Raw genomic sequence first — 15,306 nt, 5'->3', positions numbered from 1 at the left:
CTTTGCATCCGAAACTTGGCCATCTTCTCAGCAAACGAGGCACAGGTTATGTCTGATCTACTACTTGAAATGCGCGGCATCACCAAAACCTTTCCTGGGGTTAAAGCGCTCAATGATGTTAATTTGCAAGTGCGCCGCGCAGAAATTCACGCGCTGGTGGGCGAAAATGGCGCAGGCAAATCGACCTTGATGAAGGTGCTTAGCGGCGTCTACCCGCATGGCAGCTACACAGGCGAGATTATTTTCGAGGGCCAAGAATGTCGTTTCAACGATATTAGCGCCAGCGAAAAACTTGGCATCGTGATTATCCACCAAGAACTGGCCTTGATTCCGTTCCTCTCGATTGCCGAAAATATCTTTCTCGGCCACGAAACTGCCTCACGCGGCGTCATCAATTGGAATGCGGCGATTGCCAAAACCCAAGCTTTGCTCAAAAAAGTGGGGCTGAACGAATCGCCCAACACATTAATTACTGATATTGGCGTAGGCAAGCAACAATTAGTTGAAATTGCCAAAGCGCTTGCCAAAGAAGTTAAGCTGTTGATTCTCGATGAACCAACCGCCAGTTTGAACGAAAGCGATAGCCAAGCCTTGCTCGAATTGCTGCTGCAATTTAAACAACAAGGCATCTCATCGATTCTGATCTCGCATAAACTAAATGAAGTTTCCAAAGTTGCCGATAGGATTACGGTGATCCGTGATGGCGCAACGATTGAAACCCTCGATTGTCACAAAGAAACAATTAGCGAAGACCGGATTATCCGTGGCATGGTTGGCCGCGATTTGAGCCATCGTTTTCCGCCTCGCGAGGCCACGATTGGCGAAACTCTGTTTGAAGTTCGCAACTGGAATGTCTATCACCCACTTCATGCCGAGCGCAAAGTTGTCGATAACGTCAGCTTCAGCGTGCGCAAAGGCGAAATTGTCGGGATTGCAGGCCTGATGGGTTCTGGCCGCACCGAATTAGCAATGAGTATTTTTGGTCACGCATATGGCAAACATATCAGTGGCCATGTCTATAAAAATGGCCAAGAGATCGATGTACGCACGATTCAAAAGGCCATTCGTAACGGCATTGCCTACGTTACCGAAGACCGCAAAAACTATGGCTTGGTGCTGATCGATGGAATTAAAAATAATATTTCGCTCGCGAATCTGCCAGCGATTGCCAATAAATCGGTGATTAACGAGCCAAAAGAATTGCGCATTACCAATCAATATCGGGACGATTTAGGCATTCGCAGCTCCAGCGTGCTGCAAAAAACCGTCAATCTCTCAGGCGGCAACCAACAAAAAGTGGTGCTCAGCAAGTGGTTGTTTGCCAACCCCGATATTCTGATTCTCGATGAGCCAACCCGTGGGATTGACGTGGGCGCTAAATACGAAATCTACACGATTATCAACAAGCTGGCGCAAGCAGGCAAAGCCGTGATCATCATCTCTTCAGAATTACCCGAAATTCTCGGCATGTGTGATCGCATTTATGTAATGAATGAAGGTCAGCTGGTTGGCGAAATGCCTGCCGCCGATGCCTCTCAGGAAAAGATCATGAAGTGCATTATGCAGCAGGAGGTTAACCAGCAATGAGCGCTGAACTGCAAACCAACGAATCCAGCAAAGCGGCTGGGTTCAATCTCGCCACCGTTTTCGCTTTCTTGAAAAACAATATGCGCGAATATGGCATGCTGGTTGCCCTTGTGGTAATTGTGCTGTATTTCCAATTTGAAACCAGCGGCGTGTTGCTGCAACCAACCAATATCACCAATGTGATTTTGCAAAATAGCTATATCGTGGTGATGGCGCTGGGCATGCTGCTGGTGATTGTGGCAGGCCATATCGATCTTTCGATTGGCTCGGTGGCGGCCTTTGTCGGGGCAGTCGCTGGCTATATGATGGTCAAAAACGATTATCCGGTGATCCTTTCGATTGCTGCCTGTATTGCAATCGGGGCTGCGATCGGCGCCTTTCAAGGCTACTGGGTGGCCTTCCGCAAAATTCCGGCCTTTATTGTGACCCTCGCCGGGATGTTGATCTTTCGCGGCTTGACTTTGGTGCTGCTCGGCGGCAGCTCACTTGGCCCGTTCCCTGAAAGCTTCAGCAATATTAGCCGCGGTTTCATTAGCGGCAACGAAGCCACGACTGGCTTTATGAGCAACCCCTTTGGTGGCGCTGACGCAAAACTGCATGTGATGACGCTTATCATCGGTTTAGCGTTTGCCGCAATCATCGTCTACTTGGATATTGTAGGGCGCAAAAATAGCCGCGCATTCAACTTCCCAGTAATCTCAACTCCTTTGTTTATTGTCAAAAATGCAGCGGTTGTGGCGATCATTATGGCCTTCTGCTATATCTTGGCTTCCTACAAAGGCTTGCCCAACGTCTTGTTGGTGTTAATCCCATTGATCGTCTTGTATATCTTTGTCACCAAAAAGACCGTGATTGGGCGGCGGATTTATGCTTTGGGTGGCAACGAAAAAGCCGCCAAACTCTCTGGCGTACCAACCGACCGTCTGACATTCTACACCTTCGTCAATATGGGTGTTTTGGCAGCTATCGGCGGCATGATCTTCACAGGTCGCTTGAACTCGGCCACTCCCAAAGCTGGCGATGGCTTTGAACTCGATGCAATTGCGGCGGTCTTTATCGGCGGCGCATCGGCCTCAGGCGGCATCGGCACAATCTTTGGCGTGGTCATCGGGGCCTTGGTGATGGGCGTGCTCAATAATGGCATGTCAATCGCTGGCGTAAGCGTCGACTGGCAACAAGTGGTCAAAGGTGCAGTGCTCTTGATCGCCGTCTACTTCGACGTATCAAGCAAAAACAAAGGCTAGTTGAAGCAGCGCAAGGCATGAGCTAGGCTTGGTTCGTGCCTTGCAACCTCATACAAGGAGTTGCCATGAGTCGGCAAACTTACACGATCGGGGTCGATTTTGGCACCGAGTCGGGCCGTGCTGTGCTCGTTGATGTGCGCAATGGCCAAGAAATCGCAACCGCAATTTATCCCTACGCCAACGGGGTTATCGATGATAAACTGCCTGGCACCAACATTCGGCTTGAGCCAGATTGGGCGCTCCAAGACCCCAACGATTATCTCGATGTCTTCAAAAACACAATCCCAACCATCCTCAAAGAAAGTGGCGTTGACCCTGCTGACGTAATTGGGATTGGGGTTGATTTTACTGCCTGCACGATGTTGCCAACCAAAGCTGATGGCACGCCCTTGTGTATGCTGCCAGAGTGGCGCAACACGCCGCACGCTTGGGTCAAATTGTGGAAACATCATGCCGCCCAGCCCGAAGCTAACCAGCTCAACCAAATTGCCCGCGAGCTTGGCTATAGCTTCCTTGATCGCTACGGCGGCAAGATTAGCTCAGAATGGTTTTTCCCCAAGGCTTGGCAAATTCTCAATGAAGCGCCAGAAGTTTATGCTGCCGCCGATCGCTTGATCGAAGCAACCGATTGGGTAGTTTGGCAGTTGACTGGGGTCGAAACCCGCAACGAGTGTACTGCAGGCTACAAAGCCATGTGGTCGAAATCTGAGGGCTTTCCACCCAACGAATTTTTTAAGGCGCTCGACGAACGAATGGAGCTCATCGTCGATCAGAAAATGTCGCGCACGCTCTTGCCACTTGGCGCAAAAGCTGGTGGCCTTAGCCAACAAGCCGCCGAATGGACGGGCTTACTGGCAGGAACAGCGGTTGCCGTCGCCAACGTCGATGCCCACGTCACCCTGCCAGTTACCGGCAACACCGACATTGGCACGATGGTGATGATTATGGGCACCAGCACCTGCGACGTGATGAACGGCGAACAGCGCGACCAATTGCCAATCGTCGAAGGCATGTGTGGCGTAGTCGATGGCGGGATCGTGCCAGGCATGTTGGGCTACGAGGCAGGCCAAAGCGGGGTTGGCGACATTTTTGCTTGGTTTATTGAGCATGGTGTGCCTGGCGAATATTTCACCCAAGCCGAGGCTGAAGGCCTCAATATTCACAGCTTGCTCGAACGCGAAGCCGCCAAACTTAAGCCTGCTGAGAGCGGTCTCTTAGCCCTCGATTGGTTCAATGGCAATCGCTCAACCTTGGTCGATGTTGAACTCAATGGCTTGGTGTTGGGCATGACCTTGGCCACGACTGCGCCCGAAATCTACCGCGCCTTGCTCGAAGCAACGGCCTTTGGCAAACGCGAAATTATCGAAACCTTCAATCAATCGGGTGTGCCCATTCGCAAATTGATTGCAGCTGGCGGCTTGCCCGAAAAAAACCATTTGTTGATGCAAATTTACGCCGATGTAACCAACTATGAAATTAGCGTCATTGCCAGCAAACAGGCCCCAGCTTTGGGCGCAGCTATGCACGGCGCAGTGGCCGCAGGCCTTGAAGCAGGTGGCTACGCCGATATTGCTAGCGCCGCCAAACAAATGGGCCGCTTGAAAGCCGAAACCTTCAAGCCAATTCCCGCCAACGTTGAAATTTACGACCAGCTTTATGCTGAATATAAAGTGCTATACAACTACTTTGGCCGTGGCGAAAACGACGTGATGAAGCGCTTGCGCATGCTCCGTCACGCCGCGCTCACCGCCTAGTTGCAGCCAGATTGGAATAGAACCATGTTAGAAACCCTGAAACACGAACTCTGGAAATTGCACCTTGAATTGCCCAAAAATGGCTTGGTAACCTGGACTTCGGGAAATGTCAGCGCCCGCGATCCCGAAACCAATTTGGTGGTGATCAAGCCCAGCGGCGTGATGTTTGAAGATTTGCAGCCCGCCGACCATGTAGTGCTCGATTTAGACGGCAATGTGATCGAAGGCGAACTCAAGCCTTCATCGGATACCGCCAGCCATTTGTACATTTATCGCCATCGGCCTGATGTGAATGGAATTGTGCATACCCATTCGCCATTTGCCACGGCGTTTGCAGCAAACGGTAAATCAATTCCAGTCTATTTAACTGCGATGGCCGATGAATTTGGCGGGCCGATTCCTTGCGCTGGCTTTGCCTTGATCGGTGGCGAGGAAATTGGCCAGCAAGTGGTCGAACACATTGGCACATCGCCAGCGGTGCTGCTGCAAAATCATGGCGTTTTCACGATTGGCAAATCGGCCAAAGCCGCCGTCAAAGCTGCCGTAATGACCGAAGATGTGGCCCGTACTACGTGGTATGCCTTGCAAATCGGCCAACCGCAGGAGATCGCCAGCGACGACGTTGCCAAATTGCACTATCGCTATACCAATGTGTATGGGCAGTAAAGTTGGGGATCGGTTGTTGGGGATCGAGGATCGGATTCTAACAACCATGATCATCCAAATGCTCAAGATTTAATAAATAGAGGGATCGGTTGTTGGGAAGCGGGGGTCGGCATTCGCATCAGAATAAAATTCCGACCCCCAGCCCCCGATGCCCAACCTCAATTATAGAAAGGCCAATCGATGCTTGATTTGAAACAGTATGAAGTGTGGTTTATTACTGGGAGCCAACATCTGTATGGCCCCGAAACTTTAGAACAAGTTGCCAAACACTCACAAATTATCGCCGCAGGATTTGATCAAAGCAGCGCGATTCCGGTGCGCGTGGTGTTCAAGCCTGTGCTCAAAACACCAGACGAAATTTACAATTTGGTGCTCGAAGCCAACGCCGCCAAAAACTGTATTGGCTTGGTGGCATGGATGCATACCTTCTCGCCAGCCAAAATGTGGATTGCCGGCCTGCGCAGTTTGCAAAAACCACTCGCTCACTTACACACCCAATTCAACAGCGAAATTCCATGGTCGCAAATCGACATGGATTTTATGAACCTTAACCAAGCAGCCCACGGCGACCGTGAATTTGGCTTTATCGTCAGCCGTATGCGCTTGGAACGCAAAGTGATTGTTGGCCACTGGCAAGATAGCGAAGTCCATGATCGAATCGCAGCCTGGACGCGAGCCGCCGCTGCTTGGCACGATGCCCAAGGCGCGCGCTTTGCCCGTTTTGGCGACAACATGCGCGAAGTTGCCGTAACCGAAGGCGATAAAGTCAACGCCCAAATGCGGCTTGGCTATAGCGTCAGCGGCTATGGCGTTGGCGATTTGGTGCGCTTTGTCAACGAAGTTAGCGACGCAGATATCAACAGTACCTTACAAGAATATGCTGAACACTACGACTTGGCAGCAGGCCTGCAAGCTGGCGGCGAGCAGCATCAATCGCTACGTGAAGCTGCTCGCATCGAGCTAGGCTTGCGCTATTTTCTTGAGCATGGCAATTTCAAAGGCTTTACAACCACCTTCGAAGATTTGCATGGCTTGGTGCAATTGCCAGGTTTAGGCCCGCAACGGCTGATGGATCGCGGCTATGGCTTTGCTGGCGAGGGCGATTGGAAAACCGCAGCCCTGGTTCGGGCGATGAAGGTGATGAGCGCTGGATTAACTGGCGGCACCTCGTTTATGGAAGATTACACCTATCACTTTGGAAGCAACGGCATGAAAGTGCTGGGCGCGCATATGCTCGAAATTTGTCCTTCAATTGCCGCAACCAAACCACGGCTCGAAGTCCATCCGTTGGACATTGGTGGCAAGACCGACCCAGTGCGCTTGGTGTTCGATGCCAAAACTGGGCCAGCAGTCAACGCCTCAATCGTTGAAATGGGCAATCGTTTGCGCTTGATCAATAGTGTGGTTGATGCAGTTGAAACCGACGAGCCATTGCCAAACTTGCCAGTTGCCCGCGCCTTGTGGCTGCCTCAACCAGATCTCAAAACCGCTGCGGCGGCTTGGATCTACGCTGGCGGCGCGCATCACACCGGCTTTAGCTTTGACCTGACCAGTGAACATCTCGCCGATTTTGCAGAAATTGCAGGCATGGAATATTTGCAAATCGATCGCACCACTAACGTCAGCCAATTCAAGCAAGAGCTGCGCTGGAACGATCTCTACTATCACTTGGCTAAAGGGTTGTAAACCAACCCTCAGCAACCAACGCCGCAACGCTGCGCACCAATGGCACTGAACCGCCACCCTGAGCAGCGTTGCAGCGTGGCCGAAGCAACGTCGGGGCAAGATCGGCTATACTAGCAGCTTGCATCCCAGCGATCTAAAATGCAGCGTGCTATTGGGAGTTCGCCATGACCATTCAACGTCCACAAAAAGTCACGATCAAAGATATTGCAAAACTGTGTAATGTTTCGACCCAAACCGTTTCGCGGGTGCTCAACAATCGGCCCGATGTTTCGCCGCAAACCCGCGAGGCTGTAGAAAAAGCAATTGCTGAGATGGGCTATCAGCCAAGCGCCTTGGCCCGCAGCTTGGTGCAGCAACAGAGCTTTACTTTGGGTGTGATTACCGCAGGCTTGCAATATATGGGCGTGTCGCTGACGTTGAATGGCATCGCTGAGGAAAGCGAAGCCTCGAATTATGCTTTGTTGCTCAAGGAATTGCCGCGTTTTGATGCGACCAATATTGTGCCAATTATCGAGGCGCTGATGGCACGCCATGTCGATGGGATTATCTTTGCAGCGGCGGAACTGAACGAAAATGTTGAGGTTGTGCAAGCCCAATTGCCAGCAACTTGCCCACCGATTGTCTTTGTCAAAAGCCAACCCAACCCACGCTTCACCACAATTGGCATCGACAATTATGGCGGTGCGCGCCAAGCAGTCGAGCATTTGCTAAGCATTGGGCGCCGCGAAATCGGCATCATCTGTGGGCCAAGTGAATGGCTCGAAACCCGCCAACGCCGCAGCGGCTGGTACGATGGCTTGCTGGCGGCAGGTATCACGCCAACGCAACAACAAATTGGCATCGGCAATTGGTCGGCGGCCAGCGGCGAACAAGCCTGCGGCGAATTGTTCAACCGCTATCCCGCGATGGATGCAGTTTTTGCCTGCAACGATCAAATGGCCTTGGGCGCGTTGCATTATGCCAGCAGCCATGGCCTGCGGGTGCCCGAAGATTTGGCAATCGTGGGCTTTGACGATTTGGCTGAATCGGCCTACTTCTCGCCAGCCCTAACCACCATTCGCCAGCCATTGCGTCAATTAGGCCGCTTGGCGGTGCAAACGCTGCTGCAATTAATCAATCCAAGCGACGAGCAGATGCCAGCAGTGATCACAACCCTGCCAACGACCTTGATTGTGCGCGAAAGCACCGTGCGCTAGGCAACTTCACGCCGCAGCTTGGCTAACTCCCACACATTGTTGTTGCGCTGGCTATAGGTTACAACATAATAGTTGCCTTCGATCGCAATATCGCGATCCTCCATGGTTAATAATTGGCTGCCAATGAGCTTAAAATCGGCATATAAACGGGTTTTGCGCCTGGTACGGACATAGCGTAATTCGAGCAACTGATCAATCTGCACGTGGGCAATGCCACCAAGCAGATCGCGCACTCGGCTGAGCAAATAGAAGCCTACAACCGCAAGCATTAGGCCAAAAATTGGCCAAATCAAACCAGATACATCCTTGAGCGCAAAAAGTAGGATCGTGGCGATACAAACCAGAAACCCAAGCGCAATGCCGAGGGTAATAATTTCGCTGCGCAAGGCTTGGCGTTGCTGTGCCGATAACGGAATTTGTTGGCTCAACACCAGCGGTTTGAGCTTGCGTTTACATTTAGGGCATTGGTTGATGTGCAGATCAACTTTTTGCTGGCAACGGGGGCAGTGCATGGCGAATCTCCACAAAACCAACATTCGCGAGCTAAGACGCAGCATTGGCTGGCTTGATTTCCTGCAAGCAGCAAGCTGAAATTAAGCCAGTTCACGGCTAAGCGGCGCTAATCCCCACACAGTTTTACTTTTTGGGCTATAGGTCACGTTGTAATAATTGCCTTCAATCGCCAAATCAAAGTGCTCTTTGCTCAATTGGAGTTTGCCGAGTACGCCAAAATCGCCATAAAAACGTGTGCCCGCGCGATTGCTATATTCCCGCAGCAACTCCAATTGAGCAATTTGAACCGTCACAAAACCACTCAGCAAATCGCGCACGAGGTTAAGCAAATAGATGCTTGTTGCGGCAATCATCACCGTAACGCCCAGCCAAGCCCAGCTTGACACAGGATTAATCGCAAACCGCAAACTAGCCAGCACGATCGCAACAAACAGCAAGCAAGCGCTTGGCAGCAAAATTTTATTAATCAGCGATTGGCGTTGTTGCGGCGCTAAGGGGATTTGTTGGCTCAACAGCAGCGGTTTAATCGCTTGTTGGCAGTTGGGGCAGCGATTGACGGTCAGAGCGACGTTTTGACGACAACGGGGGCAATGCATGGCGAATCTCCACAAAACCAGAATTCGCCATGCACTACGGCTATGCCTAGGCGTTGGTTGCCTTCAACACTTCGAGCACTTCGGCGGCCATTTCGTAGCGGCCAAACGATGGCATGATATACACCCCTTGGATGCGATCGTAGGCTGCGGTCAGAATTTCTTGCGAAACTTGCACCCCAACCGCTCGACCATTGGAGCCAGCTTGCTTCATGCGCTCCAGCACCTCGTTGGGCAAGGTAATGCCTGGCACTTCGTTATGTAAAAACGAAGCATGGCGATAGCTCTGAACTGGCATCAAACCCAACAAAATGGGAATTGGCAGCGGGCCAAGTTTATCGAGAAAACGATCAAGTTCGGCCGCATCGTATGCGATTTGAGTCATGGCATAGTGCGCGCCAGCAGCCACTTTTTGATGCAAACGATCAATTTCCCAATCTGGGTCTTCGGCGTTAATATTGAGGGCCACGCCAATTAAGAAGTTGGTTGGCGTGCCAATATCGTTGCCAGCAGTATCAACGCCGCTGTTCATCCCAGCAATTACCTTGACCAAGCCAATCGTATCAACATCGAACACGCCTGAGGTGCCAGGATAGGCGCCAAACGACGGCGGATCGCCTTTCAAGGCCAAGATGTTGCGCACACCCAAGGCATGCGCACCAAGCAAATCGCTTTGCAAGCCCATCAATGAACGGTCGCGGGTCGTAAAGTGCAGAATTGTTTCCATGCCAACTTGTTGCTGAATCAAGTTGCACATGGGCAAGGCGCTCATCCGCACCCGCGCCATCGGGCTATCAGCAACATTAATAAAATTCACGCCTGCGGCCTGCATTTGGCGTGCGCCTTCGAGACAGCGCCGAGGATTGTGGCCTTTGGGCGGGTCGATTTCAACGCTGGTAACAAACGCGCCATCGGCCAACATGCGGCCAAGTTGGGTGGTTTCGGCGCTTTTGCTGGGCAATTGCACGCTTGGCGCTTCGTCATCAACAATCGTAATATTGAGCGTGCTGGCTGGATTCAGATCCTGCAAGGCAGCATGCATGCTGCTGATATGCTGCGGCGTGGTGCCACAACAGCCCCCAACAATCTGCACATTCAATTCTTCGACCATACGTCGCGCGTAATCGGCCATATATTCAGGCGACGAAGGATAAAACACGCGATTATGGCGCTCGGTTGGCCAGCCAGCATTTGGTTGGGCCGAAATTGGTATGGTGGCGTTGACCGCGCGCATACTTTGCACAACCCGAAACACCCGTTGCGGACCAACCGAACAATTGACCCCGACCACGGCCACGCCCAACTCGCCAAGTTTGCGCACCACTTCTTCAGGCGTGTTGCCAAGCACCGTGCGGCCATCTTCGGCAAAGGTCATCTGGGCAACGATTGGCAAATCGCCAACTTGCTTGGCAGCCTTAACCGCAATCACCATTTCACGCAGATCGCTAAATGTCTCAAACATCAACAGATCAGCGCCTTGCTCCAATAACGTGCCAATTTGTTCGGCAAACGCTTCGTGGGCTGCTTGTTCGGTTAAGGGGCCGTAGGGTTGCAATAACACGCCTAGCGGGCCAACTGCGCCAGCAATCAAGGTGTTGGTGCCAGCGATTTCGCGGGCTTCGCGGGCCAGCTTCATCCCGCGATGGTTAATTTGACGAACTTTATCAGCAAGGCCAAACGGCTCTAATTTAAAGCGATTTGCGCCGTAGGTATTAGTTTCAATAATATCGGCCCCAGCCTCAATATAGCTCTGATGAACTTCACGCACGACATCTGGCTGGGTCAGATTCAAGGCATCGAAGCACTCGTCAAAATCGTTGCCGCGATTGTACAATTGAGTGCCCATCGCGCCATCACAAAGCAAGGCTCGTTGCCCTAGTTGTTCAAGAAATGGATTCGCCATAGCCTTAGTTCCTTGTCCATTGGTAAAGTTGTTGTCGCACGATCGCCGTTGATCGCCAATAACTATAGCATATTGCTTAACATTTGCTGGTTTGTGATCCACGAAGGACACGAAGCGCACGAAGCACAATTTTTTAGCCACGAATTGCACGAACAATGTTCCGATAGCCAATAGCCCGATCCCCAGCATCCAATCCCCAATCCCTATTCATTTGTTTCGCCACCCTTCCGTCCCGCCCCGGCGGGAAACGTCAGGGGTTTTCATCCCCCGACACCCCCTAATATTCACGCGTTGGATTGTTGCTGTGTTTCCTATTCCCCCAGCATTATCCTTCGCGGCATTCGCGCTCTTCGCTGTTCCAATCCCCCATCCTCAGCTTTTTCGCCACGAATTGCACACATTGCACACACAATATTTCTATAGCCATGAGCCAATAGCCGTTTTTCCTCTGCGCCTCTGCGTTAAAACTGATCCACGAAGGACACGAAGCGCACGAAGCACAATTTTTTCGCCACGAATTGCACGATTGCACACACAATGTTCCGATAGCCGATAGTCAACAGCCTATAACCTCAGCGTACTTTTGACTTTTGATTTCCCCTTCATCCCTCATAATTCATCCTTCATCCTTTATCTTCATTCTGCTGGCCGAATTTTTGCTATAGGCTAAACTATCGTTTCGCATGGAGCACCAATCGGTTTATGACAGTTCAAACAACTACGTGCTGCTCAACCTGCAACTTTGCCGAAAATCCGCCTAGCGCGCGCTTTTGTGGCAATTGTGCCAGCCCATTGCCGCTGCACTGTTTTAGTTGTGGCGCGGCTAATCCACCAGGTTTTCGCTTTTGCGGCACCTGTGCTACTGCATTAATCGAGTATGTTCCTGCTGCGACAACTCGCCGCGTGGTGACAATTTTATTTGCCGATGTGTGCAACTATACCAACCTTACCAATCGGCTGGGCGCTGAGCATATGTATAGTTTGCTCGACCCATGCTTGCGCCGCTTGGGCGAAACGGTACGCCGCTTTGAAGGCACGATCGATAAATTTACCGGTGATGGCTTGATGGCGGTTTTTGGTATGCCCGTCGCACTCGAAGCCCACGCCGCCCAAGCTGCCTATGCAGCGTTGGCAATGTTCGAAGAATTGGCAGCCTACAACGAAACAATTGCCCATGCAGGCGTTCAATTTCAAATTCGGGTTGGCTTAGCCAGCGGCGAGGTGATTGCAGGTTTGCTTGGCTCCGACCGCTACAGCGATTTAACGGTTATTGGCGGCCCAGTAAATTTGGCAGCGCGGTTGCAGCAGGTGACCGATGCTGGCACGATTATGGTCGATGATGATTTAGCCCAAAATTTGCAGCAGAATTTTGTCTTTAGCGAACAACATACGGTTTCGCTCAAAGGCTTTGAGCAACCGATCGCAGCGGCGATTCTCGCAGGCAAGCAATTATCGCAAACGGTAGTTGATGGAAGTTTTGCACTGCCATTAATTGGCCGCGATGCCGAATTACACAATTTGATCGGCGCGACAGAGCTGTTGCACAATGGCATGGGCGGGGTCATTGGCCTAACGGGCAGGGCTGGTGTAGGCAAAACGCGACTGACTGGCGAAATTATTCAACATTTGCACAGTCGTGATGTGAAAGTCTTGGTCAACGATTGTAGTAGTGCCACGCGAATTGTGCCCTATAGCGCTTTTTTGGGCTTGATTCGCCAATTATTTCAAATTGATCATGCCGATTCTGCCGCCACCATGCATCATAAAATTCAATTGCTGATTCATGAGTTGGGCAATATGCCGCTCGATTTGATGCCTTATATCGAATATTTGCTCTCGCTCGATTTTATCGATCAAAGTTTGGCTGAACGGGTGCAGCACCTTGATGCGGCGCAATTGAAGCGCCACGTATTTTTGGCAATTCGCGAATTGTTTGTTGCCTGCACGCGCCAACAATCGATGGCGATTGTGATCGACGATGTGCAATGGGCCGACGATTTGTCGCTGGAGCTATTGGAGTTTATAGCCGAAACCTTCGATGCTTCATCGCTCTTGCTCTACTTGGTTGCGCGCGACGACGAAACCCCGCAAATTCGCCAAACTTTCAATCGGATTTTGGCGCAGGCTCGACAACGAGGCTTGGTGCTTGAACTCAATTCGCTTAGCACAGAAGCCGCTGAAGCCTTGATTAAGCAAATTCTGCCCCAAGCCTCAGCAGTGATGATCGAGCATTTGGTGCGCCAAGCAGATGGTGTGCCCTTTTATTTGGAAGAATTAGCCCGCCATGCCTTGCATGCTGGCCTCGATATTCAAGCCCAAAGCAGCGATAGCCTGCAAATGCCCACGATGCCGCTCTCGCTGCAAGCGTTGATGCGCTCGCGCTATGATCGTTTGCCAACTGACTTGGCGCTAAGTTTGGCGATTGCCTCGGTGATTGGCCGCCGCTTTAGTCAACAATTGCTCAGCCAATTGCGGCCAGAACAGCCAATCAGCGAGCAGCTTCAGCAATTGCAACAACGTGGCTTTGTGCAGCCAGTAGCCAATCATCACGACGATTGGTCATTTAGCCATTTGCTCCTACAAGAAACGATTTATGCCAGCCTGCTACACCAGCAACGTCATATGCTCCACGGCGAGGTGGCGCTAGCGCTCGAAGCCCAAGCTGGCGAACATCCAGAGCTGTATATCGATGCCTTGGCTTATCACTTTAGCCATTCGCAATTAACCCACAAAGCCTTGGAATATTTGCTGTTGGCGGCCCAACGCGCTGCTAGCCGTTTTGCTAATGATGATGCGTTGCGTTTGTATGATCAAGCGTTGCCATTGCTAAGTGCACTTGAGCCACCAATCCCAGAACATGGCACAAGCCTGTTTCACGGGCGTGGCGATATTTTGAGCTTTGTTGGGCGCTATGATGAAGCACGCGTCGCCTATCAACAAGCACTTGGCATGATTCAGCCTATGCCAGAAAACGAAGCCACCCATGCCACGATTTTACGGCAACTTGCTGCCACCTACGAAAAGCAAGGCAATTATGACGAAGCTATGCAGCATTTAGAGCAAGCGCGTTTGGTGTTGGCCGATGGCGCATTGCTTGATCACGCTCGGATCGATTGTGATGCAGGCTGGATTGCCTTTCATCGTGGGAATTTAGACCAAGCAGAGCGTTTGCTCAACAATGCCCTTACCATCAGCGAACTCAATAATCATCATGGCTTACAAGCCTTGGCAGCTAATCGGCTAGCGGGGACTTTTTGGCAACGTGGTAATCTCAAAGGCGCGCAAGCCTTGGTCAACCAAAGTTTGGCGGTGAGCCGCTATCTCGGCGATTTGCCCGCCATGAGTCGGGCGCTCAACAACCTTGGCGTAATTGCGATGGAGCTTGCCGATTGGCATGCCGCCGCTAATTACTACGAGCAAAGTCTCGAAACAACCCAAGCAATTGGCGATTTAAATGGTCAGATTTTGGCAATTAACAACCGTTCGCATTGTATGATGATGCTTGGCTCGTTCAACGATGCCTTGCGCTTCTCGCAAATGGCCTATCGTTTGGCCCGCCAAATTGGCGCAAAGCTACACATGGCGACAGCCCTCATTCAACAAGGCACGATTTCGTTTTATGTGCAAGATTATCAACGGGCACGCGGCTACTATTTGCAAGCAGAAAAATTGTATTGCGAACTGCACCACTACGATCCCAAACGGGTGATTATTGCAGAAATGCTTGGACGAATTGCCTTTGTCGAAGGTCGGCGCGCCTGTGCCAACCGGATGGCCAAGCGAGCAATTCGGCTGGCCAAGCAGCTTGACGAGCCGCAATCGCTCTTCCGTAGCCAAGTGTTGCAAATCTATTTGCAAGCCTACAATGGCCAACGGCGTGAGGCGAGCGAGGCAATTGATCAATTGCTGCAACTCTCGCTCAACAATAATTATTTGTTGGCGCTGGGCTTGACGATTGGTGCAACCATCAAACGACTTAACGGCGATTACACGGTAGCCTTGGCGCATCAAGAACGGGCCGAAATTTTATTCGAGCAAATGAACACCCCAACCATGCTTCGCGAGTATGTCTAAAGCCTAAGTTAATCCAAAACAGGTCAGTAATCGAAAGCAGCGCTGGTTTGGAATTCCAAACCAGCGCTGCTTATTGCGCTATGCCAAAAC

General features: G+C 51.4%; 10 protein-coding genes. 7 read left to right on the top strand and 3 right to left on the bottom strand.

Features of this window, described 5'->3' with window-relative positions; translation table 11 throughout:
* The first annotated feature begins 48 nt into the window (after positions 1 to 48).
* The 6 genes from mmsA (at position 49) to SE18_RS20165 (ending at position 8,133) form a co-directional block, all read left to right on the top strand.
* On the top strand, positions 49 to 1,587 hold the full coding sequence (gene mmsA, locus SE18_RS20190) for a multiple monosaccharide ABC transporter ATP-binding protein (RefSeq protein WP_054536280.1): 1,539 nt from the start codon (positions 49 to 51) through the stop codon (positions 1,585 to 1,587).
* Complete coding sequence (mmsB, locus tag SE18_RS20185; protein ID WP_083470045.1) at positions 1,584 to 2,831, top strand: multiple monosaccharide ABC transporter permease; 1,248 nt, start codon at positions 1,584 to 1,586, stop codon at positions 2,829 to 2,831. The genes mmsA and mmsB overlap by 4 nt, the downstream gene beginning before the upstream one ends.
* A 65-nt stretch (positions 2,832 to 2,896) precedes the next feature.
* Entirely contained in the window at positions 2,897 to 4,585 is a 1,689-nt protein-coding gene (locus SE18_RS20180; protein ID WP_054536279.1) for a ribulokinase, read from the top strand.
* A gap of 24 nt (positions 4,586 to 4,609) precedes the next feature.
* Positions 4,610 to 5,251: an L-ribulose-5-phosphate 4-epimerase gene (locus SE18_RS20175; RefSeq protein ID WP_054536278.1), complete on the top strand. Its 642-nt coding sequence runs from the start codon at positions 4,610 to 4,612 to the stop codon at positions 5,249 to 5,251.
* 180 nt (positions 5,252 to 5,431) lie between these two features.
* Positions 5,432 to 6,937, top strand: a complete 1,506-nt coding sequence (gene araA / locus SE18_RS20170; RefSeq protein ID WP_054536277.1) for an L-arabinose isomerase — start codon at positions 5,432 to 5,434, stop codon at positions 6,935 to 6,937.
* A 164-nt stretch (positions 6,938 to 7,101) separates the two neighbouring features.
* Positions 7,102 to 8,133 (top strand): LacI family DNA-binding transcriptional regulator, encoded by a 1,032-nt coding sequence (locus SE18_RS20165; RefSeq protein ID WP_054536276.1) that lies wholly within the window; start codon positions 7,102 to 7,104, stop codon positions 8,131 to 8,133.
* Here SE18_RS20165 and SE18_RS20160 read toward each other — a convergent pair.
* The 3 genes from SE18_RS20160 to SE18_RS20150 form a co-directional block, all read right to left on the bottom strand.
* Positions 8,130 to 8,645, bottom strand: coding sequence for a hypothetical protein (locus SE18_RS20160; RefSeq protein ID WP_054536275.1), 516 nt, complete (start codon positions 8,643 to 8,645; stop codon positions 8,130 to 8,132). The two genes, SE18_RS20165 and SE18_RS20160, sit on opposite strands and share 4 nt — an antisense overlap.
* A gap of 81 nt (positions 8,646 to 8,726) precedes the next feature.
* Positions 8,727 to 9,242, bottom strand: coding sequence for a hypothetical protein (locus SE18_RS20155; protein WP_054536274.1), 516 nt, complete (start codon positions 9,240 to 9,242; stop codon positions 8,727 to 8,729).
* 46 nt (positions 9,243 to 9,288) lie between these two features.
* Positions 9,289 to 11,142, bottom strand: a complete 1,854-nt coding sequence (locus tag SE18_RS20150; protein WP_054536273.1) for a bifunctional homocysteine S-methyltransferase/methylenetetrahydrofolate reductase — start codon at positions 11,140 to 11,142, stop codon at positions 9,289 to 9,291.
* Positions 11,143 to 11,844: 702 nt separating this feature from the next.
* Between SE18_RS20150 and SE18_RS20145 the strand changes: the two genes are divergently transcribed.
* Entirely contained in the window at positions 11,845 to 15,216 is a 3,372-nt protein-coding gene (locus tag SE18_RS20145) for an ATP-binding protein (RefSeq protein WP_054536272.1), read from the top strand.
* Positions 15,217 to 15,306: the final 90 nt, after the last annotated feature.

This window comes from Herpetosiphon geysericola (genome assembly GCF_001306135.1).
GTDB lineage: Bacteria > Chloroflexota > Chloroflexia > Chloroflexales > Herpetosiphonaceae > Herpetosiphon > Herpetosiphon geysericola.
Note: the sequence above shows the minus strand (reverse complement) of the source record. Positions and strands in the feature narration are given on the sequence as shown.

Coding starts and splice junctions, on each gene's coding strand:
- SE18_RS20160 (WP_054536275.1), bottom strand. CDS start 8,645: ATGCACTGCCCCCGTTGCCAGCAAAAAGTTGATCTGCACATCAACCAA.
- SE18_RS20180 (WP_054536279.1), top strand. CDS start 2,897: ATGAGTCGGCAAACTTACACGATCGGGGTCGATTTTGGCACCGAGTCG.
- araA (WP_054536277.1), top strand. CDS start 5,432: ATGCTTGATTTGAAACAGTATGAAGTGTGGTTTATTACTGGGAGCCAA.
- SE18_RS20175 (WP_054536278.1), top strand. CDS start 4,610: ATGTTAGAAACCCTGAAACACGAACTCTGGAAATTGCACCTTGAATTG.
- mmsB (WP_083470045.1), top strand. CDS start 1,584: ATGAGCGCTGAACTGCAAACCAACGAATCCAGCAAAGCGGCTGGGTTC.
- mmsA (WP_054536280.1), top strand. CDS start 49: ATGTCTGATCTACTACTTGAAATGCGCGGCATCACCAAAACCTTTCCT.
- SE18_RS20150 (WP_054536273.1), bottom strand. CDS start 11,142: ATGGCGAATCCATTTCTTGAACAACTAGGGCAACGAGCCTTGCTTTGT.
- SE18_RS20145 (WP_054536272.1), top strand. CDS start 11,845: ATGACAGTTCAAACAACTACGTGCTGCTCAACCTGCAACTTTGCCGAA.
- SE18_RS20155 (WP_054536274.1), bottom strand. CDS start 9,242: ATGCATTGCCCCCGTTGTCGTCAAAACGTCGCTCTGACCGTCAATCGC.
- SE18_RS20165 (WP_054536276.1), top strand. CDS start 7,102: ATGACCATTCAACGTCCACAAAAAGTCACGATCAAAGATATTGCAAAA.